Origin of the sequence: Leptospira venezuelensis, from assembly GCF_002150035.1 — a bacterium.
In the GTDB taxonomy this organism is placed as follows: domain Bacteria; phylum Spirochaetota; class Leptospiria; order Leptospirales; family Leptospiraceae; genus Leptospira_B; species Leptospira_B venezuelensis.
In genome coordinates, this window is record NZ_NETS01000010.1 from 1,537,246 (window position 1) to 1,562,283 (window position 25,038).

Genomic DNA, 25,038 nt, shown 5'->3' on the forward strand with positions numbered 1-25,038 from the left:
CCTTATTCTTGATTTCGGATCTTGCGGTAAAGAAATCTTGATGGATGCAGAGAAGAGTACAAGCTATTTTCGATAGATAAAGGTTCGTTTAAAAGAATCTCCGCCAAAATTTCCCCTCCCAATAGGGAAGTCAAAACTCCCCTGGACCCTAAACCGCCGAACACAAACAGGTTTTTTTGCGGTTCTAAAAAAGGGAATTCTTTCTTTCGATTTTTTGGCAGACTCATACCCGAGTATATTTTTCGAAAAGGCTCCGGAGAGTGGACCGGGCCAATAATTGGGAATCGATCTGGCGTTTGGGACCTGATCCCAACAAAATCGGAGCGAACTTTGATTTGTTCCCAATCTATGCCCAAATACGTTTTTTGAGAATATTCTAAAATTTCTTCTCTATCCTTGGCTCTCGGATTTGGATCTAAATCAAATTCATCAAATGTAGAGCCGTTTACTCTGATCCCCTTTTTAGAAGGAGTCAGATATTTTTCTCCTACATAAATCGGATCTTTTTCGGATTCTATATTCGAATCTTCTAATATTTCCAATTGCCCTCTTACGGATCTGAGAGAGAAGGGAGATTCATCCCATAAATTTTGTAGTAAACTTTCTATTCCAAAAGAATTTGCTAAGATCAGAACTTCTGTTTTACTTAAAGTCTCATTTTTCTCTGAGGATAATGTCCATTCTTCGACTTCGAAAGAGATCGAGTTTATTTTTCCATGCTTGAGATAGATATTAGGATGATTTAAAAGTTTTTCCGTTAAGACTGGAGTGTCGGTCCAGAAGCCGGAAGGATAAAATATACCTTTTGTATCTCCTGGAAATTTATCTCCGAGTTCTGGTTTTAATTCTGCCAATTCTTTAGATAAAAGATGAGCCTTAATTCCTTCTTCCAATCGAGCCCAAGGAAGATCTTCCCCTGAAAGTTGTAATGTGCCAGAGATTTGGTAAGAATCCTTTGGCAAAAGATCGGAGTAGCGACGAACAGAATTCCCAAGACAACGTAGAGTCCATAAACTGGTAGGAGTTTCTCCTTTGGTAATATGTGGATGAGAGACTGCCATTGGGACAGAAGATGCGCGTAACGCGTTATGTTCATCCCAAACTTCTACTTGTATTCCTCTCCAGGCTAAAGCTCTGGCAATACTTGCCCCTGCAAGTCCAGCTCCTAACACAGATACTTTCTTTGGAGTTTTGTCAGAATCTTTTCTTCTTAAAAATGGGATTGGATTTAAATCCGGTTCTGGTTCGGACTGGTATACCCCAACAAGCATTTCTCTTTTTCTTCCATAACCTGGAATTTTAGTTAGAGAGAAGCCTGCGTTGCTTAAGCAATCTTTTACAGATCGTGCCACAGTGAATGTGGCAAAACTTGCATTTTTATTGGAAAGTCTTTTGAGTTGAAGAGAAATATTTTCTCCCCAGAGTTCCGGATTTTTAGACGGAGCAAATCCATCTAAGAAGAATGTATCAAATTTTCCGGATGTTTCTGGAAGACATTGGATCGCATCTCCTATCCAAAGATCCAAAACCAGATTTTCTTTTTCGAATAAGAACGTATTACACCCAGGGATAAGTAATATATATTTTTCTAAAAATAATTCCAACAATTCATTTAGTTCGGGAAACGCAGAAATCGCCTTACGAATATCATCAGTTTCTAATGGATATTTTTCGAAGGAAGTGAATCTGAGAACTCGGGCATTAGATTTGTTTTTACAAATTCTCCAAAGCTGCCAAGCTGCGAAAAAATTTAAGCCAGTTCCAAATCCCAATTCTAAAATCGAGAATGAATTTTGAGTTTCGGGAGAAGATAATCTTTCTTCTAATTTGTTTCCTTTTAAGAAGACATGTTTGGTTTCTTCTAATCCGTTTTCAGGAGAGAAATATATATCGTTAAATTCTCGGGAAACAGGGGTGCCGTTTTCTTTCCAGTTGATCATCCCGGATTTTCCGCATCGGGATTAGTATCTTCTTTAGGAGGAAGACCTGCAGAAGGCAGGTTTTTAAGAGGGGGATATGCTGGACCTTCTTCTTTTTTATGAGGTTCCTTTGAGAGTTGTATCTCTTTTCTAACGCCCATCCTGTAAGTAGTCATGTTCATATAAAGGGAAGGAGCAGGAAGGCCATTTGCAGTTGCGACCTGATTTTTGATATTCAATCCTTTCCCGTCCAAGTCTCCGAAACTTGTAATTTCTAAAAACAGATATGCATTATAAAGGATAGTATCGGGAAAGTATTGACCTATATTATATTCTAATAATAGACGGAGTCCTTTTAATTCTTGTAGTTGGTTCTTGACGCTAGATATTCTTTGTTCTCTTTCTATGATGTCCATTCTGTAGACTGCCAGGCCGTATATTGGGCCGACTCCAAAGTTTACATTTTTCCCTTCGTAATAACCTAAATATAGTGTGAAATACATTTGATAATCTTCATAAGTATATTCCATATTTCTTCCTAATTGAGGAGGAAGAGGGAATAGTTGATTGGAAACATATTCATCAAATGCGAGATAACGTCTTCCATCATCCGGATAATTAATTAGATTCCCTCTATATGTTCTGGGAGAAGTTAAATTGAATGACCAAGCAAGTCCGCTTAAGAAAGAAAAAAATCCTTTGATATCTCTAGTGCCTGGGATCCTGCTTGGAACGGATCCAATCGAATAGAATGCTCGTGTCGTTGTAGAATCTCTACTAACCACACTTGTATCTGTATCTGAACCAGGGGCGCTAAACTTACTGATCGGTATTCCTTGAACATTGGAAGGATGAGTAAAAAAATCCAAGGCGGTATATTCCGCACCCGCATTGATAATGATCGAATCCAAAATCCCACTCATACTCTTACACGAAGAGAGAATTAGAAATAAGCAGGAGATTATAGTTTTGCGGTAAAAATCCGGATTTAGTCTCTTTGAATCCATTCGATAGAACCAAAATGAAACGGTCAGAAATCAAACCAAGCCCATTTCATGGGGCTTGACTGCTCACGCTGAAAACCGAGGATCGTATATGTCGAAGTATATGTCTTTCGAAAAAAAACAACCGATCTTATACCCCGTATCCGTTGCCCCAATGATGGACTGGACGGACAGGCATTTTCGTTTTTTCTTAAGACTGATCACTAAACATTCACTATTCTACACTGAAATGGTAACAACTGGTGCCATACTCAGAGGTGATAAACATAGATTTTTACGTTTTTCTCCGGAAGAATCCCCACTTTCTTTGCAGCTCGGCGGCGACAATCCTTCTCAACTTGCGGAATGTGCTAAGATCGGAGAAGAATACGGATATTCAGAGATCAATCTGAATGTGGGTTGTCCAAGTGATAAGGTTCAAGTAGGAAATTTCGGAGCCTGTCTAATGAAGGATCCAAATAAGGTCGCTGATTGTATTTCTGAAATGGATTCTAAAACTTCAATTCCTGTCACTGTGAAATGTCGGATTGGCGTTCGAGGAAAAGAAACATTAGAAGATTTGCATGAATTTGTGCGGTCTGTAAGCTCAGCAGGGGCGAGAAGGATCACAATACATGCAAGAATTGCAATATTAGAAGGTTTAAGTCCGGCCCAAAATAGAACTGTTCCTCCGTTACGATATGAAGATGTGTATGCTATCAAAAAAAGTTTTCCGGATCTTGTGATAGAATTGAACGGAGGAGTGAGGACTATCTCAGATATACACTCTCATTTAGATAAGGTGGATGGTGTAATGATAGGAAGAGCTGCCTACGAAAATCCTTTCTTATTCTCAGATGTGGATGCAGAATTTTTCGGAGCAAAGCCTTTAAATCTAAGTCCTAGAGAGATTTTTGAATCAATGCAGGAATATGTTTCTTCTCAAACTTCAGAAGGTGAAAAGCCGAGTCGTATCTTAAAACATTTGCTCGGAGCATTTCATGAGATTAGAGGCGCCCGCACTTATCGTAGAGTTCTCACGGAAAAAATGTATTCTAACCCGAGTCCTAAGTTACTTTTAGAAGCCTTGCAGTCTATCCCTGACGAATATCTGCATCGTAAATTCGGAAATCCGAAAATAGAGACCCAAGAGGTAGGCCGTATAGTGGTTTAATCGGCGATGACTCGTCTAAATATTCCAGAATATTTACGGAGAAACTTTTGGATAAGATTCGGACTATAGATTGCGGATATGTGGAAGCTGGACTTGCCTGTGCTTACCTGATAGTGGATGGAGACAGAGCAATATTCGTAGAAAATAATACGAATTATGCTGTCCCTATTCTATTAGAAGCACTAAAAGAAGAAGGTCTTACTCCTGAAGCAGTAGATTATATTATTATCACTCATGTTCACTTGGATCATGCAGGTGGAACAGGAAAATTAATCTCTCTTTGTCCAAATGCAACCGTACTTGCCCATCCGAAAGCTGCACCTCATGTAATAGATCCTGCTCGTCTTATCAAGAGCTCGATCCAAGTATACGGAGAAGAGAATTACTACAAGTTATACGGTGAGATCCTCCCCGTTCCAAAAGATAAGGTCCGAACCATGGCTGACGGAGAGGAATTGAACTGGCAGAAAAGAACATTCAAATTTCTGCATACAAGAGGACATGCAAATCATCATTTTTGCATTTATGATTCATTGACAAATGGTATCTTTACGGGAGATACTTTCGGGATCGGATATACTTTGTTTAGAAAGGGAAAAGATTCTTTATTATTTCCATCTACCACGCCAACCGATTTTGATCCGGAAGAGGCTATACTATCAGTGGATAAGATAATCGCAACAGGTGCTGACAAAGCTTATCTCACACATTTTGGAGTTTGGGAAGATATCCGTTCGGGAGCTACTCAAATGAAAGAAGGTCTTAATGTTATGAAGAATGTTATGATCTCCGCTGAAAAGACAGGTTTGGAAGGAGAATCCTTGGTTGCCTTCTGTGAAGGTAGAGTCCGTTCTTATTTAGAAAACCAAATCCGTATTCGGCATCTTCCCTTTGGTGAAAAAGAGGAACGATTTATTGGCTTCGATTCACAAATCAATGCACAAGGGATTGCATTTAAGATAGAAAGGGGCAGGAAGAATAGGAAATAATTTTTCATCCCTTAAGTATAGAGATTGATTCTTATCATATAAAAAGATAAGAGCCTAATATAGTCTAGTAATGCTTAGGTGAAGTTTTTCATTTGATTTCCTTGTTTCGAATTTTTTGAATATACTTGTGGGCATAACTTCTGATGGATCGAATAAGAAAAGAAATCTAGTATTCCTTCTCTGCGCCTTCTTCTTTTTAGCCTCTTGCTCTACTAAAACTTCTGAAAAAGCTCCCATACTCTTTAAAGGAAATATAGACATGAGTAAGGCCAGTCACTGGGGTGAAATTTACCCACTGAAAGGTGATTGGGAATTTAATTGGGGCAATTTATATTCACCTAATACAGGTTATGTGGATAGTGGGCAATACTTTCCTGTCCCAGGAATTTGGAGAGAGTATTCTCCTCAATTTACACTACAGGGGCATGGTTCTTATAGATTAAAGATCCATAAATCTCCCGAACAAAAAAATCTTGCCATCTACATACCTAGATTACCCGGGATATACTCTGTATATTTTGGAAAAAGAATGGTCTTTGCTAATGGGATTAATGGAACAGATAGGATCAATACTGAGTTCTTAGCGCATCCTAATGCACAAATCTATCTCTTGGATTCCTTGGATACGGAACTGATCGTGAATGTTTCGAATTATAGGGGAAACTTTCTAAAAGGTGGGATCAGAAATCCATTCTTGATCGGAGATATAGATGCATTAAAATTTAAAGTAATCCAGGAGACGATCTGGGAAACACTTTTAATCGCGATTATTTTTTCAGTTGGTTTATACCATTTGATCTTCTTTGCATCCTATCGAAAGGATTTGGTGCCATTGTTCTTCTCTTTATTTTGCTTTTTAGTGGCCTTCTATTCTTTCATAACGTCCGGACTTCAATATATTCTAATACCTGAGCTCACTTTAGATTTGCGTATCAGAATGGAATATTTTTGTGAAGCATGCTTGGTCCCTTCTGTATATATGATCCTTAGGACAATGTATCCGAAACAATTCGGAGCTAGATGGATGGCGATCTTAATGAGCACGATGTTCATTTTCGTTCTTTCCGTTTTTGTATTAGGAGAAGAGGAACTTATCTACCTGTATTCCTTCTTCATGCATCTTCCTCCATTTTACACTTTAGTTCTATTGGCGGCATTAGGATACGCGTGGTGGCAAAAAGAAGACAGAGCTAGAACAGTATTTCTTTCCGGGACCATACTTGCAGTTTCGATGTTGAATGATGTGATATGGGGATTATACGAAGTATATTTTCTAATCCCTTATAGTTTTCCTGCAGCGCTTGTAGGATTTATAGCATTCAATTCTTATATTATATCAATAAGATTTACTAAAGATCTGGAGAAGGCGGAGACTTTCGCAGAACTACAATCTAAGTATAATGAACAGCTCAGACTAAACGCAGAAGAAAAAGCAAAGTTTGCCACCTTAGTGGACCAATCTATGGATAAGGGGTTTCATTCTCTGATAGATCAGCTGGAATCCAAAGAAAGTTCTGACAAATCTCTTTCTAAACTCAAAAACGAACTCAACCAAACTCTCTCCGGTGTTCGGGATATTCTGGACTTAATGCATCATCAGGGTGGAAAAGAAGAGTTGGTAGAAGATGAAATGAGAAAGTTCGTCTTAAAAAACCCGTTATTCTCTCATTCGGAGATCCAAACGGTATCTCAATTTTTGAGAATAGACGAATGCCTCCAAGTACAAAGGATCTTCTCCGACGCAGTAAAGATTGGAGCGAGAAGGTCCGGCGAATCCAAAATTTTCTGGGGAAAAGAAGGGGATTCCATATTACTCAGGTTACAGGCAACTGGAATCAGCGAAACAAAAGAAGAACCTTCTTCTCTTCTCGAAGCAGACCTAAAAGTGAGGGCGGAGAAGTTGGGAGCAAGATTTTTCCTATTCAGTGAGCCCGGAAAATTCGAATTCGAACTCAGATTGCATTCTTAGTAGAATTTTTCGGGAGAGAAATCGGATTCTTCTGAAAAAGAGTTGTATCTAATTCAGTTCCCGAGATTCTACACAAGATTAGAATCATTCTAATCTGTGGTGATGAAAATGAAGAATACAAAAATACTCTACATGGGTCTACTTTTGGCCCTGGTCTCGGCATGCGGCCCATCCGAGAAAACAAAACAGCTCATGCAAGACGCGAAGACTTCCTTCGGAATCCTTCCGGAAAAAATGCCAGGGTCCGAAAAGGATACTCCGGCTAGGATTGCTTTAGGCGAAAAACTCTATTTCGAAAAACGTCTTTCTATCAATGACTCACAATCCTGCAGTTCCTGCCATGGGACTTTGGGAAAAGCTGCTGGGGTGGACAATCTTCCTACCTCTCCAGGCGCGCTCGGAAAGAATGGAGATCGGAATTCTCCTACATCACTGAATGCAGGATTCCATTTCGTTCAATTCTGGGACGGAAGAGCAGCTGACCTAAAGGCTCAGGCAAAAGGTCCGATCTTAAACCCAGTGGAAATGGCTATGCCTTCTGAAGCTGCAGTAGAGAAAAAACTCTCTGAAATCGCGGAATACGTGGATTTGTTTGCAAAAGCGTTCCCAGATCAGGACAAAAAAATCACTTATGACAATTTGGCAGAAGCGATTGCTGCGTTCGAAAGAACCTTGATTACCAGAGATCGTTTTGACGAGTTCCAGGCTGGAAACCATAGAGCTTTAACTTCTGAAGAACAGAAGGGACTGGAAACTTTTCTAAGCGCTGGATGTATCCAATGCCATAATGGGCCTCTTTTGGGAGGAAATAGCTTCCGTAAACTTGGACAGGTGAATCCTTACGAAAACACAACCGATGTTGGAAGATCTGCAGTGAGTAAGAACGATGCTGAAAAGTATTTCTTCAAAGTTCCGTCTCTTAGAAATATAGCCTTAACCGCCCCTTATTTCCATGATGGAAAGGTAGCCACCCTGCCAGAAGCGGTGAAAAAAATGGCATATTTGCAGCTTGGAAAAGAGCTTTCCACCGAAGAGGTTGATTCTATAGTATCTTTCCTGAAGGCATTATCGGATAAAAATCGGTCTAATTAATTAGATCGCAGATCAAACGAACTTACAGAATTGAAACCTATTCAGACCGGCTCCGCAAGGAGACGGTTTTTTTTTGCCTTTGTATTTTGGAGACACAGAGATAGAAGAGTCGTCGCAGAGATTTACTGGCACACCGAGGTGCAGAGGGTTTTTTAGGCATTATAGTTTAAATACAATGTTGGAACTCCTACATGGGTCCTTTTATCTTCTTATAAATTCCCCCTGAAGCCACTCTCTGCGACTCCTCGCTTGACAAAAGAAATTTCAGTTATAAGATCAATCGCCTATCGGTTGCTATATGAGACGCTTACTTAGCAGTATGTGCAAAGTTAAACGTTCCGAGTGATTTGCAAAACCTGAGTGCAATCGTTTGCGCAACTTTAATATGCGATCAGTTTGATTGCAACTGAGGTTTTTAGAAAAAATTTATCTTTCTAAGATCTGTCTGTATTTTCTGTGTGTCTCGCCTGTAAAGATCTGACGTGGGCGAACCTTATGAGAAGCGTTCACACCAATCCTTTGTTCTCTCCAGTGAGCCAACCAACCAGGAAGTTTACCTATCGCCTGCATTGCGGTGAAAAGTTCTTTAGGAATTCCTAAACTATGGAATAGGATCGCGCTATAGAACTCTAGGTTTGGATACAGATTTTTTTCAAGATAGAAAGAGTCTTTACTTACGAAATCGTCTACCTGGAGAGCTATTTCTGCAATTGGGTCTAACTTTTTCTGTTTATAAAAATCTATAAACAGTTTTTGGGCGATAGTCGAACGTTTGCTTTTTACCTTGTATGCGTCGTGACCAAAACAAGTGGAATGAAGTTGATATTCTCCTTTCTTCATCCTTTCGAAAAATTCCGGAACGGAAAGTTTGGATTTGATGATATCTTCGATTAACTCTACAGCAGCAACCTGTCTTCCACCTTCTCTTGAACCCCAAAGTGCGTTAATCGCAGAGGAAACAGATGCGAATATATTTGCTTGAGTGGATCCGATCAATTGAACGGTAGTGTTCGAAACGTTCTGCTCATGATCTGCGTATAAGATCCAAAGTTGGTTTAAGATCCTATCATGCTCTTCGGAAGGTTGGTATTTAACCGAAGGAATTGAGAAGAGCATATATAAGAAATTTGTACAGTATGGATGACGATCCACCGGGTAAACGAAAGGTTGGCCGATCATCTTCTTATAAGAAAAAGCAGCAATCGTTCTGATCTTCGCGAGAAGTCGTGCTGCTTGGTCGATGCCTCGGTCCAGATATTCTTCGTATTCGTCTTGGTAATAACTAGATAAGGAAGAAACCATTACTGAAAGAACTGCAAGTGGGTGGGCTCTACCTGGAAAACCATCGAATAGATTGATCATATCTTCGTGGATCAAACTATGTTTAGAAAGTTTCATCGAGAATTCTTTCAGCTGCTTTTCGTTAGGAAGATCTCCATAAATCAGCAAGTAGCTAGTTTCTACGAAAGTGGAATAATGCACTAATTCTGCGACATCATATCCTCTGTATTGTAAATCTCCAGTCAGAGCGTCCCTTCTGGAAATTTTACTCTGGGCATATGCTGTATTAAAAAAACCGGGATCGTAAGAAGTGAGTCCCGTCTTAGTATGTAAATCTCTAATATCGATTCCTTTATCCCCGTCAGTACCGGTGATTAAAGGAAGACGGTGAACCTGGTCTCCGAATTTCAACTCTACGAAATCGCTCATACCGATAGGAAACAGGGGAAGGGTAGAAGAGTCAAACCTTCCTTGGCGCCTATCGCAATTTTCCCTTTCGACTGGACAAAACTTTCGCCTTCGATTTACTCTCCCGAAGTTTCGAAGGAATTTTGTTTTGGAGCATCTGCCCGGTTTTTTTCTTCATTTTTGGATCCAATTTGGAACCGCACTTTGCCTACTTCTAGCAGCGATGGAGCTCGCCAAGAAAAGGGAAAATGCGATGCCAGGTGGGATTTTCTACCTAGCCATAATTTTAGCTCTGGTAGAGAGCCGATTGGGCTTAGGTCTGCTGCCATGGGCCGCAGATCATATCTGGTTTTGGCCAGCATTCTTTCCTGCAGTCTGGGCGGTCGGTCCTACATTACTTTTGGTCTCTAAGAATATGGTCCAATTTGCCTTAGACAGAGAGATTCAAATTGGAAAACATTTTATTCCGGCAATTCTACTCTTACTTGGTGAACTAATTGCTTATATCATTCTGCCCGCAGAAGAGATTAGAGAATATATTCGAAATGCAATGTTCGGTTCCAAGGTGGATATTCTTACTGGAGTCACGATCTTCGGTTCCATCCACCAAACTGTTTATTCCATATTTCTTTGGGTATTATTCAGAAAGGCTTCCAAAGAAACTGAGATCCCACTTTCTTCTCTAGTTTATACAATCCTAATTGTGGTGTTTACAACCATTCAGCTTTGTTGGTTCGGATATTTTTTGAAGAATCAGTTTTTATTAGCCGTGGGTTCTAGTTTTCAAACTTTGGGGATTGTTCTCGTATTTTTATTCTCTTCCAGGTATCCAAATTTTTTCATTTCTCTGAAGTCGGAGATCCAACAGAAAAGATACGAGAGGACCCAACTGAATGGATTGGATCTGGACCAACTTCATACTCGTATCAAAGAGTTGGTCGAGGCTGATAAAATATATAAAGAAGAAAGTCTGAAAATCCAAGACTTCGCTGAAAAACTTTTGGTCTCTCCTCATCAACTTTCCCGGATTTTAAACGAAACTTACGGCAAAAACTTCAATGAATTCCTAAATTCCTTTAGGGTAGAAGAGGCCAAAACTCTACTATTAGAGGACCTGGAGCGCACAGTTCTCTCTATCGCTTATGATGTTGGATTTAATACTAAGTCCACATTTAATGCACAGTTTTTGAAAATCACTGGAATGACTCCTTTAGAATGGAGAAAAAAGGGTAGCAAACTATAAGTTCGGACGATTGTTTTTCGCATATCGGTTAGGATAAAACCTTCCTGTTGGATTCCGCAAGGAAGGAGAAGAGACCGATGTCCCGAGAAACATATCCTAAAGAAGAACTGGAATCTTACCGCAAAGTGCAAGCCTTGGCTTATGAAGCGGTGGAATCTGTGCGCAAGGAACTCTATCCAGGGATCACCGAAAAAGAAGCAGCTCACAAAATTGACGATTATATCCGAAATGCGGGAGGCACATCCTTCTTTCATTATGGGTTTGCATGGTTCGGGGACAGAACCGCATTCAGAGGATTCAAACGTCCACTTTCACTGAATTATTTAAGAAAGGGTGAAGGTTTACTTCCACACTTCGGCGGAAAATTCCAACCTTCCAATCGCAAATTAGAAGAAGGAATGGCGGTGATCCTAGACGTAGCTCCTACGTTTGCGGGAAGAGCGGCGGATGTTGGTTATGCATTCTCATTCGGAAAAAATCCCGAACATGATAAGGCATTAGCAAATTTAGAAGAATATAGAGAATTAATTTTAAGAAGGGTCTTAGAAGAAAGAACCTTATCTGAAATTTATTTGGAAGTAGATGCAAGGATCCGTGCATCCGGATACGTTAACTGCCATTCTATTTATCCTCAGGGGGTATTAGGTCATAAGGTAGGAAGACTTCCTGCTTATAATTTTCCAGGCGGAAGAGTGAATGGATTTCCATTCCAAACATTCGCATACTTATTCCCTCAAATGATAAAAGATCTGATCCCCGGAGTTTCAGGGCATTCTCCATTATGGGGAGAAGCCTCCGACTTCAGAGCGGAACCAGGACTCTGGGCTGTAGAACCTCATATCGGTAAAATATATTCGGGCTCGAAAGAATCGGAATCCTTCGGGGCAAAATGGGAAGAGATTTTAGTGGTTACTGACTCCACTGCTTATTGGTTGGATGAGGATCTTCCTCATGTTCGTCTCTGGAAAGAAAAGAAAAAATCTAAATCTTCCAAGCCGGCTTCCAAAATAAAGAAACAAAAAGAAAAAGTTCCGGCTTAATTGAAATATATTCAATAATTTTAATATTTAATTTAGAAGGCTTATGATGAGCAGCGAAATATTACAGGATAAGGATTTTCATTTTTATCCCGTTAGAAAACCTAAATTCGAATTCAGCGAGAACGGCACCAGTAGACATTGGATGGACGGTTCCGCTTATAAAACCCATATTTTGAATACCTGGACACTATTCTTTCCGGATGGAGAAAGATTTTTTATCAGAAGTATCCAGAAATTTCTGCCAAATATCAAGGACCCAAGGGTTCTCCGAAATGCAAAAGCATTCATGGGCCAAGAAGCACAACATGCGGGAGAGCATAAAAAAACTTGGAAAATCCTAGAGGACCAGGGTTTTAAAATCAAAGCATTCACTGATTTTGTGAATTCTTTCTTTGTGAACTTTGTGGAAAAGATCATGTCAGCTAAGTCATGTTTGGCGGCAACAGCAGGTGCTGAACATTATACTTCTCTTGTTGCTACTATTGGTTTACAGATAAAAGCATTAGATAAGGCAGAATCAGAGATGAAACGTCTTTGGGAATGGCATGCGGCAGAAGAGATAGAACATAAATCCGCTGCTTACGATGTATTCTTGGATATTAGTGGAAATTATCTCAGAAGAATGATCACTTTCCTCGGGGTGACAATCGTATTCTGGGCAGCAACATTTATAGGCGCTGAAATTCTTCTTTGGCAAGAAGGATTAACTTTTAAGTGGAAAACTAGAAAAGATGCTTTCCGTTTTATCTTTATAGATGAAAAGGTCTTCTTCCATGCGCTGGGTGCATTCTTTAGATACTTCCGTCCAGGATTTCATCCGGAACAAGAAGATAATCTGGAATTGAGCAGGATAATCTTCGAATCTCCAGAGCATAAATACAATAGCCTGGACCAGATGGCTCAGGCTTTTGAAGCCCGAAATTAAATACTGACCGATAACCTAAACTTTCGGACGGACTATAAGGAAATTGCATGAGCAGACTAAGCGGGAAAAACATTTTGATCACCGGAGCAAGTGGTGGTTTCGGTAAAGAATTAACCAAACAATTATTAAAGAAAGGCGCTAATCTTGTGCTTACGGATATGAAAGCACCAGAAACCAAGGCAGAGTTTTATTTAGAAAATTCCAAACCAGTTCCAGGTAAAATACTCGGAAGTTTTGCAGCTGACTTAAGTAGCGAATCTGGTTGCGAAAAAGCTTATAAAGAAGCGATCAAGATCCAACCTAAGATTGATATCTTAGTAAATAACGCTGGCTTAGCGTTCGGTGGAAGACTATTGGATGTTCCAATGGACAAATGGAAATTAATCTTGGATGTAAACTTATACGCCCCAATCTTTCTTTCTCGTTTGTTCTTACCTTCAATGTTGGAAAGAAAATATGGACAGATCGTAAATCTATCTTCTTGCGCAGGAATCACTGCTCCTGGTGAATTAGTGTATTATTCTGTTTCTAAATTCGGGATCAGAGCCTTGGGTGAAGCATTAGATTCAGGTTATAGACACCAAGGAATATATACAACTAATGTGTATCCTTTCTTCGCAAATACTAATATTTTACATTCTCAACAATTCGGAACGGATAAACCTAAAGTAGTTCCTTCTTTGATCGTAGACAGTCCTCAAATGGTAGTCAGAGCCATAGTAAGAGGAATTGAAAGAAGAAAGATGCATGTCTTCCCAGGATTCACCGCGAAGTTACTGCGTTTCTTAACCAGACTGTCTCCTGGTTTCTTAAGAGGAATGGAAAGACTAGGACAAAAATTTTCTTAAACGAAAAGAGGCGAAAAAAATGGCGGCTACCCAACTGGAAAATGGAGTAAAAAAGGAAAGAGCGGAAGTTTTTAAAGAAACCTTCGTTCAGAATGGCGACGTTTCTTTGTATGTGAAGTACAATCATACGGCGAAAGAAAGACCGAACAGACCCACCGTTCTATTCGTTCATGGATATCCTGACGATCATAGGGTCTGGTCCTACCAGATGGAGTCCTTAAAAGAGGATTATAATGTGGCCGCTCTGGATCTAAGAGGTTCAGGAAAATCGGATAAACCTAAAAAACAAAAAGCATATAATGTTCGCAGAATATTCGAAGATCTTGAAACGGTCATCCGGTTTATCGGGAACGATAAACCGGTACATCTTGTTGCTCATGATTGGGGATCTTTGATTAGTTGGGCATTTGTTGCTGACGAACAAAAATCAGTTTGGGTAAAATCGTATACAGCGATGGGTGGACCTCATCCTGTACTTGGACGCAGAAGCGCTTTTCAAATGGCTCTTTCAGGAAATCCGCTATCTTTGTATAAGGCTCTTTCTCAGCTCAAAAGATCATGGTACATTTTATATTTCCAAATTCCGTTTGTGCCTGAATGGGTCTGGAAAACTTTCAGTAAATTTTTCTGGAAGTATACAATGAATACGGGTGGAGTTCCTAAGAATGATACGCTTAGAAATAAATCCAAAGAAGAGATTGTTGCGACTACTGTTTCCAATGTGAATTTATATAGAGAGTTGCTTAGAGGGGAGAAGTATCCGGAACCTAAACATATAAAGGCTCCGGTTCAAGTTCTAATTCCGCTTAAAGATTTTGCGATCCGACCGGAGTTATACAGACTTCATGAAAGGATCTGCGATTCTTATAAAGAATATACATATGATAGCAATCACTGGATCCAAAGAACAATGCCTGATATGGTGAGTGAAAAGATCAGAGAGTTTGTTTGGGAAATCGGTTGAGGAAAAAAGTTTAGACCTTAGGTCGGTGCGTCCGAAAGAGATCTAAAAAAAAGAAACCGAATCCGTTTAAAAAAGGTCAGATAAACATGATCTCGAACGGAATCCAAAAAATTCTAGTTTTATGGAAAGAGAAAGTTCTCCCAAACTCAGGAGCGCTTTCTTTTTTGATCATTCCTTTTTTCGCTTTGGTACTTGTAGCAGACCAAGCAAAATCCTTATCCGAAAAAGAAGTCCACAAATATTTTTATGAAACTTGGAAACTAGAGATTGAACCCAAGGATAATTTGGAACTGTTCAAAGAAACCCAGCATTGGATAGGGATTCCTCATAAAGATAATGGAAAAGATGAATCTGGAATAGATTGCTCTAGCCTCGCTGCGAAGTTGGTGAAAAAAGCATATTCCAAAACAATTGCAGGTTCTTCCGAAAGTATCGCTAAACAGGTTAAAAAGATCTCCGAGTCCGAACTGCAAGAGGGAGATTTAGTATTTTTTAATATATATGGCGAGAAGATCAGCCACATAGGTGTTTATCTCAAGGATAGAAAATTTGTACATGCTTCTGTGGTAAAAGGTGTAACGGTTAATTCCTTGGACGAAAATTATTATAAGACCAGATTTGTTTTTGCAGGAAGATTATAATTATCTGATTGAAATATAGGAAATCTATAAGTATTGACAGTTAGAGTCTTCGGATCGAAATCAACTCTTGTATGAGAGTCCGCAGTTTCGGTCTGATCTTATATCTGTTTACCTTCTCCCTTTGTCAAAAGCCGACAGCCTTAAAATTAGAAGAAAACCCTCCATTTTTAAAGATCGAGAACGGATTAGTAAACGTAAAAGATATTGATCCGAGTATTGAGATAGATCTTCGTTATTCTACTCCGGAAAATTTTACAGGCTCTATCATCTATCCTTTCCAAACCTGCTTACTCAGAAAGGAAACTGCAGAAAAATTAAAGGCTGCTAACTCTGAATTCAAAACCTACGGATATAGGATCAAAATTTGGGATGGTTATCGCCCTCCTTATGCACAAAAGATCTTATGGGAGAAGGTCCCAAATCCAAGATATGTTGGAAATCCTACAAAGGGCGGTTCAGTTCATAATAGAGGAGGAGCAGTGGATCTAACACTAATAGATTCGGGAGGAAAAGAATTGGAGATGCCAAGTTTGTATGATGAATTCACCTACAAAGCTTCTCCTTTTCGAAAAGATTTGGAGCCTGTGGTTTCTAAAAATCTGGAGATCTTAGTTGGAATTCTGACAAAGCATGGATTCAAACAGATCAGTTCTGAATGGTGGCATTATAATGACGGGGATGCGAAAGTTTATCCCTTAGTAGAGGTGGATCCGAAACTTTGGGAGAAATGAAACGGTCTTTCTTTGTCCCGAAATCTGACGGAATCAATATTCTTGTTTATAGCTTGCCTTAATTTATGATTCTATTTTACATTGGTTAGCATAAAAGCTAACCTTTGATCTGAATGAATCGGATCGAATTTTTTAAGGCAGAAAACGGAAGATGTCTTGTAGAGGAATTTTTAGATTCTCAGCCTGCAAAAGTTACGCAGAAGATTACCTGGGTTTTAAAAATTATCGAAGAAGGAGAGAATATCTCAAAACAATTTTTAAAAAAGATGAGTGGAAGAGACGAAATTTGGGAATGTAGGATCGATTATGGTTCGAATGCTTATAGAATTTTAGGTTTCTGGTCAGGTAATCATACTTTCATTTTAACCAACGGATTCCAAAAGAAGACTCAAAAAACTCCCATAAAGGAAATAGAAAGAGCAGAAAAATACAGAAAGAATTACTTTGATAGGCTAAGGTAAATGAGTGATCTAAATAAATATATTAATAAACGAAAGAAAAAGGACTCGAAATTTGCAGAAAATTTTGAGACTGGATTTAATGATTTTAAAATAGGACTGTATTTAAGAGAGCTCAGGATCAAAAAAGGATTCACCCAGGAAGATCTTGCAGTCCGACTGAAAACCAAAAAAAGTGTGATTTCTCGTATGGAAAACCATGCAGAAGATATCCGTTTGTCTACTTTGGAAAAAGTTGCAAAAGTTTTAGGTAAAAAACTGCATATAAGCATTCGATAGTTTTAATATACATATGAAACATTTAGAAATGTTCTCCAATCGCCTGACCAGGATGTCGAAGCATTGGAAAAAATGGGCGAGAAGAAGAGGGATCACTTGTTTTCGGATTTATGATCGAGATATTCCTCAGGTCCCGATTGTAATAGATCTATACGAAAATTTTTGTTTGGTCTCCGAATACTTAAATTCATATCCGATGTCCGATGAGGAAAGAGAATCGGAAAGAAATACGATCCGCAATTTTATCATCGAAATTCTTCAGATTGCTCCCGAAAATTTATTTTGGAAAACTAGAGAACGTAAAAAAGGGAATCTCCAATACGAAAAATTAGACTCTCAGGAAAAATCTGCCTTAGTAAACGAAGGCGGATTAAAGTTTAAGATAAACTTAAGCGATTATTTGGATACGGGACTTTTTCTGGATCATAGAACTACTAGAGATCTTTTTAGAAAAGAAGCATCCGGAAAGAATGTTCTAAATTTATATTCTTACACCGGCGCATTCTCGGTTTATGCTGCTGATGGTGGAGCTAAAAAAATCACAAGCGTGGATCTTTCTCAAAAATATTTGGACTGGTCAAAAGAAAACTTTGAACTAAACGGATTTTTTTATGAAGATCATGAGTTTATTAGAGAAGATATTTCTGAATGGTTGAAGAGAGAAAGAAACAATCCTAAAAGAATACAATATGATCTAATAATAGTTGACCCTCCCACTTTTTCTAACAGTAAGAAGATGAGAGATATTTTTGATGTGCAAAGAGATTATTCCTTTCTACTAAATTCGATCTTTAGAGATTTTTCAGCGCCCGGCGCTGTTCTTTTTTTCTCTACAAATTTTAGAAAGTTCAAGTAGAAGAAGATGAAATTCTTTGGGAAGATATTCAGGATATTACCAAACAAACTCATCCAGAAGACTTTCGGAATGAAAAGATACGATTTGTTTGGAAAATGAGGAAGTGAGTTCAATGCTTGTAGGAGCTCCTACAAAGTTTCCAGGAATTTGTAGTTGTGAATTTTGCAATATTATGATATAGGACAGAAGGCTTCTCCCGCAAGCCCACCTCCTCCACCCGAACCAGGGCGGGGGCCATTTTTACATATCATGTTGGATTTCCAACATGTTTCGATCTCAGACGATTGCTCATGCAGAGTTATTGGATATATAAGGAAGGATCTTTTAGTTTTTCTGCGAGACTAAATGCGACAGCGATGCGGAGGGCTTTAGTCCGGGATTTATCCCGGACGAGGGCGACTGCCCGAGCCCGCAGAAGCGCGTTCGGAGCGTAGCGAGGAGTCGCCCAAAATTTTATCTCAGGTTACTGCAGTCTTAGATAAGAATTTCGCGAAAAACTTAGGAAAATAATGTCTTAGGAATAAACCGAATTTCTCTTTTCCGCCGGCGATAATCACTTGAAGATCTTCCTTCTCAATTGCATCCAGAATTTTGCGTGCACATTCATCCGCATCGATCCCATTCTCAATCACCTTGTCCATTTTTTTCTGAGGTGTTCCGTCACCTTTGAGAGCGTTATGCGAAATATTGGTCTTCACGAAACCTGGATAAACCAAAGTGACTTTCAAATTTTCTTTAGTGTTTTCCGCTCTAAGAGCTTCATAAAAACCAGTTAAAGCGAATTTTGTGGAGGAATATCCTGTTCTCAAAGGAACCCCAATAAGTCCTGCAACACTTGCAATTGTGGAAATCCAACCTTGTTTTCTTTCTCTCATATGAGGAAGCACTGCAAGAGTTAGAGCGATATTTCCGAAATAATTTACCTTCATTAAGGTTTCATAAGTTTCAAGGGAAGTTTCGTGAGCCATTGAGCGTTGGCTGATCCCACCATTATTGATGAGCACATCGATCTTTCCGAAAGTTTTGATAACTTGAGCGGGGGCTTTTCCTAACTTTTTATAATCTTCTAGATCCAAGGGAAGGATCATGCTGTTTGAATCTGTTAATCCATTTTCTTTACGAACTCTTTTGAGTTCTTTTTCTCTTCTGGAAGAAAGAACTAAAGTCGCTCCTCTCCTTGCCGCCTCTTTCACTAAAGATTCACCGATCCCAGAAGAAGCTCCTGTAATCCACACGACTTTGTTTTTAAAAAATTCTCCCATTATTTGTCTCCGATATTAAATTTCTTAGGCGGTCTTTTAGATCTAAAAGGAGTTTAAAAACCAAGGAACTAACCCCAAGATAAAAACTCCCTCTCCGACGATCCTATACTTTTGAGAATCTTGGAATTTATCCGCGTACCGCAAAATTCCTCCCGGAACTGCACAGATAAGAGCGATCACCAAAGAGGCCGAAACCGAGGTGCCGGGCGCCCATTTCCGTATTCCGCCGGCCAATACTAAGGCAGCCAGAAATCCGAGCAAGGACAATCGTAACACCCATTCCTTAGCAAGTTTGGGAGAGAGAACTCCTAATAGATATACCTGACCTTCTTTCGCGTCTAACTCAGCTTCCATGAGAGAGTTCATGACTAAATTTAGGACTGTACCTAAGAAGAATAAGAAAAGTAGAAGTGGAACTGTCCAAGAACGAAACCCAACAACCAATAGAGGGCCGAACCAAACTCCTAAAGTATAGATCAATGCTACTGAAAATTCTTTTCCGAAACGTATCTTTCCCCAGCGTGCAATTCCTAAATGAAGAACTGCCAAGGCAGCTAATAGCACTCCGCCTAATAAAACAATCTCTCTCAATAATAAGAATGCAAGAACTGCAGAGATGATTGCCGCAATTGTGCAGAGTATTGTCAAAACTTTGGAATGATCGTAGTGGAATTTGTGACGCGGGTTGATAGAATTTTCTGCCACCTTCTTTCCATCCAATAAATGGTCCAAGGTGTAGATTACCCAAACGCTTAATGGAAGAAGAAACCACCAGACGGTTTTCATCTTGGCACCGGTCACTATTGTTGCCAAGGCACCAGAACCTAAAACGCCAAGACAAATATCCAAGCTTAGGACATGAACATAAAACCAAAGTTTGTTTTCTAAAACGTTTCGCATACGATCTCTATTACGACTTATTTCCGCGAATAGATTAGGTTGTTTCAGATTATTTTACTGCTTTCGCGGATATGTTATCGATTCCTTCTGATCTAAATTGAGAATGCAAGGATTTTATGAATATGGACTTAATTTGTCCAGAGTCATCTATGTTTTTTAGAGGAAGATGGACCACCAAATCGATATTAGATTGACCGAAAGAAACATAACGAAATGAAATTTTGGATTCAGTATAACCATTCTTTCCATAGATTTGAGTTAATGAAAAATTAGCAGCTTCTCCAAGTATGGATTCTAATTTTTCTAAATTTCCTTCTTTAGGAATACTAACCTCTAACTCAGTCCAAAGTCCTGCGTTAGTAAGGCTATAATTTGTATAAGTAGTTTTGGACATCTTCGCATTCGGAATAATAATGGTGCTTCCATTTCTCTTTTTTAGAGAAGTGGTTCTCCAGTTGATATCTTCTACTAGACCTTCTTCTCCAGTTTCTAAAGAAATATAATCTCCTACTGATACTTTTTTACCGAGCAAAACTCCAAGCCCTGCGAATAAATTGGAAAGAGTCTCTTGTAAACCTAATGCAAATGCAAGACCTCCTACGCCTAACGCGGTCAAGGCAGGAGTGACTGAGATCCCAAGGGTTTGTAATGCGACCAAACCCCCGGTGAGTAAGATCAGCATTCTGACTATATTATTTAATATAGATGCGGATGGAAGAAGTCCTTCTGCTTTTGAAGAATATAATGTAAAAGCTCCGGAACCAACTCTTGCAAAAGAGAACGTGAATATTAAAATCCCGAACACTTTCAGATACAGAGAAATTTTTTCTTCTGATGAAGGATCTAATTTTAGGAATCGAAGAGCAGTATATAATCCAAAAATAAAAAAGGAAAATCTAACTAACGAGAGAAGTGCAGTGTAAAGAGGATGATTTGTGTCTAACTTATCTTTTGTGAGAGTTTTTGCGAGCCTAGGGACTATGAACCCACCAAAAAGATAACCCAAAAGAATTCCGGAAATAACCGAAATGACTCCTAATAACCAATTAGAACCTAAAACAGAGTCCATCCAAATCATTCTCCCAGATTAAGAGGAAGTATTTTATCGAAAAGAAAAAATGGAAGTGCCGAATTATGTGGCAAACCGAGGGCAAATCTAAAGAGAGATAAAATTGGATTTTGTAATGACAAACTAGAGTGATTTCGGAGACTCCTATCCCCATGCAAGAGGGAGTCGGAAAAAATCAAATTTTAGAAGTTCCTCTGACGGACACTATGTCCGCATACGCCTTACGATTTCCGGAAGAAGGTGGAAACCTTTCTGAATGGATGAATGAGATCCATGCTAGAGGTATCCAAGACGTAGTTTTTTGGGGAACCAAATCGGAAGCAAGCGGTTGGAAAAATAGCCAAGTATTCAAGGATTTGGTGAAAAAACTCCAAGAAGATAAAATCCGTCTTTCGACAATGGACGGAGCGAAGTTCCGTTCTTCTCCGGACTCTGCGAGAAAATTAGATCGTTTTCTTAGATCTCATTTGGGTTCCGTACTTGTTTGTTATTCTGAAAATGAATCTAATGAATTCGTAAGATTGATGGAAGAGATCCTTTCCGGCAAAAAGGAAGAATCTGTCAAAGTATATACACCATACTCTCCTAATATTACTTCTGATAAACCTAAAAAAGAAAAAGAAGAACCTCCTAAGAATCATGGAGAAGATTTCAAAGCATCTAGGATCACGATTCGAGTCAAACTTCTTGCGATCGTTTCAGCTATTGTAGTCGTGAGTATGGGACTTGTTATTGGGCTCGCCACGAGTCTTTTCAGAAATTATACGGTGTCACTTATCCAAGAGTATAACTTGAGTTTGGCGAGATTGACTGGACTACAAGTAGGTCTTAGGATCAAAGAACTTTCCAACAAATCAGCGGAATTTTCGGATAAATGGAATATTCGTCCTTCCAAAGGTTCTGATTCTAAGAAGATTTCGGCACCTTCTCATATCGCCGGGTTCTTCTCTAATCATCCTAAAATACTTGCCTGGGGAAAATACGAACAGGGAGAATCTGCCCTCGTTTTTAATCCAAGATTTATCCGAGATCTTAGGAAAGAAGAAGATGAGATCCGCGGTTTATGGGTTTCAATCCCCAAAGAAGAAAAAGAAAAATTTTTTGCTTCTGAATTTGATTCCACTCGATTGGAAAATATTAGTTCTAAGTTTGGATTCCCCGCTGTACTTTTTATACAGAAGGACGCATCCGGAAAAGGACTCGGCTTTTTCTTAATTTCTCCTCAAGATCTTTGGGAAGCAGCTAGGTCAGCCTTACAAACTGAATTATTTGCAATTTGGGTAGTGGATTCCAGAGGAAGGTTGATCGCTCATACGGAAGAATCCGAAACAGTTTCTGCAAAAGATTATTCTAAAAATCCGTTGGTGCAATTTTTATTAAGAAGCCCCGCAGATAATGGATCCCAAACTTCTATCTTCGAAGGAAAAGAAACTCTGGGGTCTTTTCAACAATTAGAAGATGGAAACCTTGCAGTAGTATCTTCCATCGAAGCAGACAAAGCATTCGAAGCGGTATATAAGATCAGAAGACAAAACTTTTATATTCTGATCTCAATCTTGAGCCTTGCATTTTTAGTCGTTTTCCTATTCTCTAGAACTTTAACGGTGCCACTAATCAATCTATTAAGCGCCACAAGACAGATCGAAAGAGGAAATTATAAAGTAGGAATTAAACCAGTTACAAGAGACGAGGTTGGAGTTCTAACAAACTCATTCCTCAAAATGGCTCATGGATTAGAAGAAAGAGAGAAGATTAAAGATACTTTCGGAAAATTCGTGAACAAAGAAATCGCGGAGCGCGCTTTGGCCGGAGACATGCCCTTAGGCGGAGTTACAAAGGATGTAACAGTATTCTTCTCTGACTTAAGAAACTTCACGGGGATGTCGGAAAAATTAAAACCAAGTGAGGTCGTTGATTTTCTAAATGCGTACTTTACTGAGATGGTGGAATGTATTTATCTCACAGAAGGAATCGTGGATAAATTCATCGGAGACGCTATCATGGCTCACTGGGGTGCGTTGTATACTGATGAGAACGATGCAAGAAACGCGATCAACTCTGCATTATTGATGAGAAATGCTTTATTCGAGTTTAATCGAATTGGTAACGAGATTGGAAGACCTCAAGCAAGATTCGGATGTGGGATCAATACTGGGCCGGTGGTAGTAGGTCAGATAGGTTCCGAAAAAAAACTAGAGTTCACCGTCATCGGTGACGCAGTCAATCTCGCTTCTCGGATAGAATATTTAACTAAAGAATTTGGAACGGATATACTGGTTTCTGAAACATCTTATGAAAAAGTAAAAGATCATTATAAATTTGAAACACTTCCTCCTGTTTGGATCCGAGGCAAGGAAAAACCCCAACAACTCTATGCAGTATTAGGTTGGTTAGAGGATCCGGATTGTCCTAAAAATTTACAGGAACTTCGCAAAGTTTGTGGAATACCTGAACCTGATTCTCCTTCAAAGGCTATCGCGGAATAAGATATGGACTGGAGAATATACAAAAGAGAATGGCAGGTCGGTATAGGCTGCTTTGTTGTACTCTTTCTATCTTTATACCTTCTATATTTCGAATCCAAATCCAATGGAGGGGTTGGGAAGGAGATTATGGGAACTGTCTCCTTCCGATATAAGACCGCACAAAGAAAATTTCCGGATAGAATGTTATGGGAAGATTTGGAACAAGGAATGCCTGTATACGATAGAGACTCTATCCGTACAGATGAGGCATCTGAAGCGATTGTATTTTTAAAATCAGGAACTCGAATAGAATTAGACCCTCAATCAATGGTGGTTCTCCAATTAAAAGAGAATAAGGAAAACCTGGATCTGAACGAAGGGAATATATTGGTAGAGAGTGGAAAAAAAGTACTCTCAGTAATTGCAGGAACAGTAGGTTTAGAAGCTGAATTAGGTTCCAAATTCCAAGTCACCAAAAATGAAAATGGCACTAGAGTAGATGTTGAAAGAGGACAAGTAGAATGGTCCGAAAACGGAACCGTTAAACAAACATTAGGCGAAAAAGAAAGTTCGTTAAACGGAAATAAACTGAATCAAAATTGGAGCCTGGTAAGTCCGGAGGATTCTCATCGATATTTTCCTGCTGAATTAGAGCAGGCCGTTGAATTCCGCTGGGAAGGCGGAGAAGAAGGTATATTAGAAATTTCGCCTAGACGGGACTTCTCCGTTTATATTTCCAAAAGACCTTCTAAAGAGCCTTATTACAAACAAAAATTTCCGGAAGGTATTTATTATTGGAGAATCAACTCTAAGGATGGAAAAAAAGTATCCGAAGTAAGAAAGTTCAGAGTTCTCCCCAACTTTCCAGTAGAATTACATTATCCTAAAAAAGATCTTTCTCAAGATGATAGAACCGTCGCATTCTCTTGGGCAAAACAAAAGATAGCAAGCGGTTATAAATTACAGATCTCCACAGATCCTAATTTCGGATCGGTTTCCGAAACCCAAGTTTTCCGTACGAACTTTTCACTCACATTAGATCCTGGAACTTATTATTGGAGAATTCAGTCTTATACGAATCTTCCTGGAACAGAAACATTTTCGGAAGTGCGTAAATTTTCTATCTCTCTTCCAGTGATCCAGGTTGCAGAAACAAAACAAGAAATCGCTACGACTTCTGAAACGCAGGCAAGTTCGGATCTTTCAGTAGATTTCCCGAAAAACGGCACTTTGGTGGATATGACAGGCAAAGAAAGTATCTCTTTCCGCTGGAAATTCTCCGCCAAACAGAAACAAAGCGAGTGGAAATTTCGTCTTTTCTATAAGAGAGGCTCAAGCGACGAGCTGATTTACGAAAAAAAGACAAAAGGTGACAGGTTAGTGTTCAAAGACTTGGAAAAACTGGATGTGGGAACATTCAGATGGACTATAGAATCGGATGCGGACCCTAGCTTAAGATCAGAAGCGGATTTCAAAATAATGCTTAGGGAAGAATTGGAAGCCCCGGAAACAAAATCCAGTGGCGCCCGCCCTTAAGGAGAA

22 protein-coding genes and 1 pseudogene are annotated in these 25,038 nt (G+C 39.3%); 16 read left to right on the forward strand and 7 right to left on the reverse strand.

Going from position 1 to position 25,038, the window contains the following annotated elements; genetic code table 11:
• Positions 1 to 2 precede the first annotated feature (2 nt).
• Together mnmC1 and B1C82_RS14555 are read right to left on the reverse strand one after the other, a co-directional pair.
• Positions 3 to 1,940 carry an FAD-dependent 5-carboxymethylaminomethyl-2-thiouridine(34) oxidoreductase MnmC1 gene (mnmC1, locus tag B1C82_RS14550; protein ID WP_086448229.1) on the reverse strand — a complete coding sequence of 646 codons (1,938 nt, stop codon included), beginning with the start codon at positions 1,938 to 1,940 and terminating at the stop codon, positions 3 to 5.
• On the reverse strand, positions 1,937 to 2,842 hold the full coding sequence (locus tag B1C82_RS14555) for an LIC10647 family lipoprotein (RefSeq protein WP_234008422.1): 906 nt from the start codon (positions 2,840 to 2,842) through the stop codon (positions 1,937 to 1,939). Before B1C82_RS14555 ends, mnmC1 begins: the two co-directional genes overlap by 4 nt.
• A gap of 184 nt (positions 2,843 to 3,026) precedes the next feature.
• Here B1C82_RS14555 and dusA point away from each other — a divergent pair, with 184 nt between their 5' ends.
• A complete protein-coding gene (gene dusA / locus B1C82_RS14565; RefSeq protein WP_086448617.1) occupies positions 3,027 to 4,076 on the forward strand; it encodes a tRNA dihydrouridine(20/20a) synthase DusA in 1,050 nt (349 codons plus the stop codon).
• 47 nt (positions 4,077 to 4,123) lie between these two features.
• A complete protein-coding gene (locus tag B1C82_RS14570; RefSeq protein ID WP_086448231.1) occupies positions 4,124 to 5,065 on the forward strand; it encodes an MBL fold metallo-hydrolase in 942 nt (313 codons plus the stop codon).
• A 54-nt stretch (positions 5,066 to 5,119) separates the two neighbouring features.
• Here B1C82_RS14570 and B1C82_RS14575 read toward each other — a convergent pair whose 3' ends face one another.
• On the reverse strand, positions 5,120 to 5,326 hold the full coding sequence (locus tag B1C82_RS14575) for a hypothetical protein (protein WP_086448232.1): 207 nt from the start codon (positions 5,324 to 5,326) through the stop codon (positions 5,120 to 5,122).
• Here B1C82_RS14575 and B1C82_RS14580 point away from each other — a divergent pair.
• Together B1C82_RS14580 and B1C82_RS14585 are read left to right on the forward strand one after the other, a co-directional pair.
• A complete protein-coding gene (locus B1C82_RS14580; protein WP_086448233.1) occupies positions 5,325 to 7,034 on the forward strand; it encodes a 7TM-DISM domain-containing protein in 1,710 nt (569 codons plus the stop codon). The genes B1C82_RS14575 and B1C82_RS14580 overlap by 2 nt on opposite strands.
• 102 nt (positions 7,035 to 7,136) lie before the next feature.
• Positions 7,137 to 8,126, forward strand: a complete 990-nt coding sequence (locus B1C82_RS14585; RefSeq protein WP_162494912.1) for a cytochrome-c peroxidase — start codon at positions 7,137 to 7,139, stop codon at positions 8,124 to 8,126.
• Between the two features lie 426 nt (positions 8,127 to 8,552).
• On the opposite strand, the gene B1C82_RS14590 is transcribed toward B1C82_RS14585, so the two are convergent.
• Entirely contained in the window at positions 8,553 to 9,836 is a 1,284-nt protein-coding gene (locus B1C82_RS14590) for a citrate/2-methylcitrate synthase (protein WP_086448234.1), read from the reverse strand.
• A 127-nt stretch (positions 9,837 to 9,963) separates the two neighbouring features.
• On the opposite strand from B1C82_RS14590, the gene B1C82_RS14595 reads away from it, so the two are divergent.
• From B1C82_RS14595 to B1C82_RS14640, 10 genes and pseudogenes are all read left to right on the forward strand, one after another.
• Entirely contained in the window at positions 9,964 to 11,058 is a 1,095-nt protein-coding gene (locus B1C82_RS14595) for an AraC family transcriptional regulator (protein WP_086448235.1), read from the forward strand.
• Between the two features lie 77 nt (positions 11,059 to 11,135).
• Positions 11,136 to 12,098, forward strand: coding sequence for a M24 family metallopeptidase (locus B1C82_RS14600; RefSeq protein WP_086448236.1), 963 nt, complete (start codon positions 11,136 to 11,138; stop codon positions 12,096 to 12,098).
• Positions 12,099 to 12,144: 46 nt separating this feature from the next.
• Positions 12,145 to 13,023 (forward strand): metal-dependent hydrolase, encoded by an 879-nt coding sequence (locus B1C82_RS14605; RefSeq protein ID WP_086448237.1) that lies wholly within the window; start codon positions 12,145 to 12,147, stop codon positions 13,021 to 13,023.
• 47 nt (positions 13,024 to 13,070) lie between these two features.
• On the forward strand, positions 13,071 to 13,871 hold the full coding sequence (locus B1C82_RS14610) for an SDR family NAD(P)-dependent oxidoreductase (RefSeq protein WP_086448238.1): 801 nt from the start codon (positions 13,071 to 13,073) through the stop codon (positions 13,869 to 13,871).
• Positions 13,872 to 13,890: 19 nt separating this feature from the next.
• Entirely contained in the window at positions 13,891 to 14,835 is a 945-nt protein-coding gene (locus B1C82_RS14615) for an alpha/beta fold hydrolase (RefSeq protein WP_086448239.1), read from the forward strand.
• 86 nt (positions 14,836 to 14,921) lie between these two features.
• The gene (locus tag B1C82_RS14620; protein WP_086448240.1) at positions 14,922 to 15,476 is read left to right on the forward strand and encodes a C40 family peptidase; all 555 of its coding nucleotides are present in this window, start codon (positions 14,922 to 14,924) and stop codon (positions 15,474 to 15,476) included.
• Positions 15,477 to 15,547: 71 nt separating this feature from the next.
• Positions 15,548 to 16,207: a M15 family metallopeptidase gene (locus B1C82_RS14625; protein ID WP_086448241.1), complete on the forward strand. Its 660-nt coding sequence runs from the start codon at positions 15,548 to 15,550 to the stop codon at positions 16,205 to 16,207.
• Positions 16,208 to 16,320: 113 nt separating this feature from the next.
• A complete protein-coding gene (locus tag B1C82_RS14630; protein ID WP_086448242.1) occupies positions 16,321 to 16,668 on the forward strand; it encodes a type II toxin-antitoxin system RelE/ParE family toxin in 348 nt (115 codons plus the stop codon).
• Positions 16,669 to 16,944, forward strand: coding sequence for a helix-turn-helix domain-containing protein (locus tag B1C82_RS14635; protein ID WP_086448243.1), 276 nt, complete (start codon positions 16,669 to 16,671; stop codon positions 16,942 to 16,944).
• Positions 16,945 to 16,957: 13 nt separating this feature from the next.
• Positions 16,958 to 17,907, forward strand: a pseudogene (locus B1C82_RS14640) (class I SAM-dependent methyltransferase).
• Positions 17,908 to 18,258: 351 nt separating this feature from the next.
• Here the strand turns inward: B1C82_RS14640 and B1C82_RS14645 are convergent.
• The 3 genes from B1C82_RS14645 to B1C82_RS14655 are packed head-to-tail and all read right to left on the reverse strand — an operon-like array spanning position 18,259 to position 21,031.
• Positions 18,259 to 19,062, reverse strand: coding sequence for an SDR family oxidoreductase (locus tag B1C82_RS14645; RefSeq protein WP_086448244.1), 804 nt, complete (start codon positions 19,060 to 19,062; stop codon positions 18,259 to 18,261).
• A gap of 42 nt (positions 19,063 to 19,104) precedes the next feature.
• Complete coding sequence (locus B1C82_RS14650) at positions 19,105 to 19,962, reverse strand: LA_0991 family prenyltransferase-like protein (RefSeq protein WP_086448245.1); 858 nt, start codon at positions 19,960 to 19,962, stop codon at positions 19,105 to 19,107.
• A 49-nt stretch (positions 19,963 to 20,011) separates the two neighbouring features.
• Positions 20,012 to 21,031, reverse strand: a complete 1,020-nt coding sequence (locus B1C82_RS14655; RefSeq protein ID WP_086448619.1) for a mechanosensitive ion channel family protein — start codon at positions 21,029 to 21,031, stop codon at positions 20,012 to 20,014.
• Between the two features lie 152 nt (positions 21,032 to 21,183).
• On the opposite strand from B1C82_RS14655, the gene B1C82_RS14660 reads away from it, so the two are divergent.
• Positions 21,184 to 23,517 (forward strand): adenylate/guanylate cyclase domain-containing protein, encoded by a 2,334-nt coding sequence (locus B1C82_RS14660; RefSeq protein WP_086448246.1) that lies wholly within the window; start codon positions 21,184 to 21,186, stop codon positions 23,515 to 23,517.
• A 3-nt stretch (positions 23,518 to 23,520) separates the two neighbouring features.
• On the forward strand, positions 23,521 to 25,032 hold the full coding sequence (locus B1C82_RS14665) for a FecR family protein (protein WP_086448247.1): 1,512 nt from the start codon (positions 23,521 to 23,523) through the stop codon (positions 25,030 to 25,032).
• Positions 25,033 to 25,038: the final 6 nt, after the last annotated feature.

Coding starts and splice junctions, on each gene's coding strand:
- mnmC1 (WP_086448229.1), bottom strand. CDS start 1,940: ATGATCAACTGGAAAGAAAACGGCACCCCTGTTTCCCGAGAATTTAAC.
- B1C82_RS14555 (WP_234008422.1), bottom strand. CDS start 2,842: ATGAGTGGGATTTTGGATTCGATCATTATCAATGCGGGTGCGGAATAT.
- dusA (WP_086448617.1), top strand. CDS start 3,027: ATGTCTTTCGAAAAAAAACAACCGATCTTATACCCCGTATCCGTTGCC.
- B1C82_RS14580 (WP_086448233.1), top strand. CDS start 5,325: ATGAGTAAGGCCAGTCACTGGGGTGAAATTTACCCACTGAAAGGTGAT.
- B1C82_RS14575 (WP_086448232.1), bottom strand. CDS start 5,326: ATGTCTATATTTCCTTTAAAGAGTATGGGAGCTTTTTCAGAAGTTTTA.
- B1C82_RS14585 (WP_162494912.1), top strand. CDS start 7,137: ATGAAAATGAAGAATACAAAAATACTCTACATGGGTCTACTTTTGGCC.
- B1C82_RS14590 (WP_086448234.1), bottom strand. CDS start 9,836: ATGAGCGATTTCGTAGAGTTGAAATTCGGAGACCAGGTTCACCGTCTT.
- B1C82_RS14600 (WP_086448236.1), top strand. CDS start 11,136: ATGTCCCGAGAAACATATCCTAAAGAAGAACTGGAATCTTACCGCAAA.
- B1C82_RS14605 (WP_086448237.1), top strand. CDS start 12,145: ATGAGCAGCGAAATATTACAGGATAAGGATTTTCATTTTTATCCCGTT.
- B1C82_RS14610 (WP_086448238.1), top strand. CDS start 13,071: ATGAGCAGACTAAGCGGGAAAAACATTTTGATCACCGGAGCAAGTGGT.
- B1C82_RS14615 (WP_086448239.1), top strand. CDS start 13,891: ATGGCGGCTACCCAACTGGAAAATGGAGTAAAAAAGGAAAGAGCGGAA.
- B1C82_RS14620 (WP_086448240.1), top strand. CDS start 14,922: ATGATCTCGAACGGAATCCAAAAAATTCTAGTTTTATGGAAAGAGAAA.
- B1C82_RS14625 (WP_086448241.1), top strand. CDS start 15,548: ATGAGAGTCCGCAGTTTCGGTCTGATCTTATATCTGTTTACCTTCTCC.
- B1C82_RS14630 (WP_086448242.1), top strand. CDS start 16,321: ATGAATCGGATCGAATTTTTTAAGGCAGAAAACGGAAGATGTCTTGTA.
- B1C82_RS14635 (WP_086448243.1), top strand. CDS start 16,669: ATGAGTGATCTAAATAAATATATTAATAAACGAAAGAAAAAGGACTCG.
- B1C82_RS14645 (WP_086448244.1), bottom strand. CDS start 19,062: ATGGGAGAATTTTTTAAAAACAAAGTCGTGTGGATTACAGGAGCTTCT.
- B1C82_RS14650 (WP_086448245.1), bottom strand. CDS start 19,962: ATGCGAAACGTTTTAGAAAACAAACTTTGGTTTTATGTTCATGTCCTA.
- B1C82_RS14655 (WP_086448619.1), bottom strand. CDS start 21,031: ATGGACTCTGTTTTAGGTTCTAATTGGTTATTAGGAGTCATTTCGGTT.
- B1C82_RS14660 (WP_086448246.1), top strand. CDS start 21,184: ATGCAAGAGGGAGTCGGAAAAAATCAAATTTTAGAAGTTCCTCTGACG.
- B1C82_RS14665 (WP_086448247.1), top strand. CDS start 23,521: ATGGACTGGAGAATATACAAAAGAGAATGGCAGGTCGGTATAGGCTGC.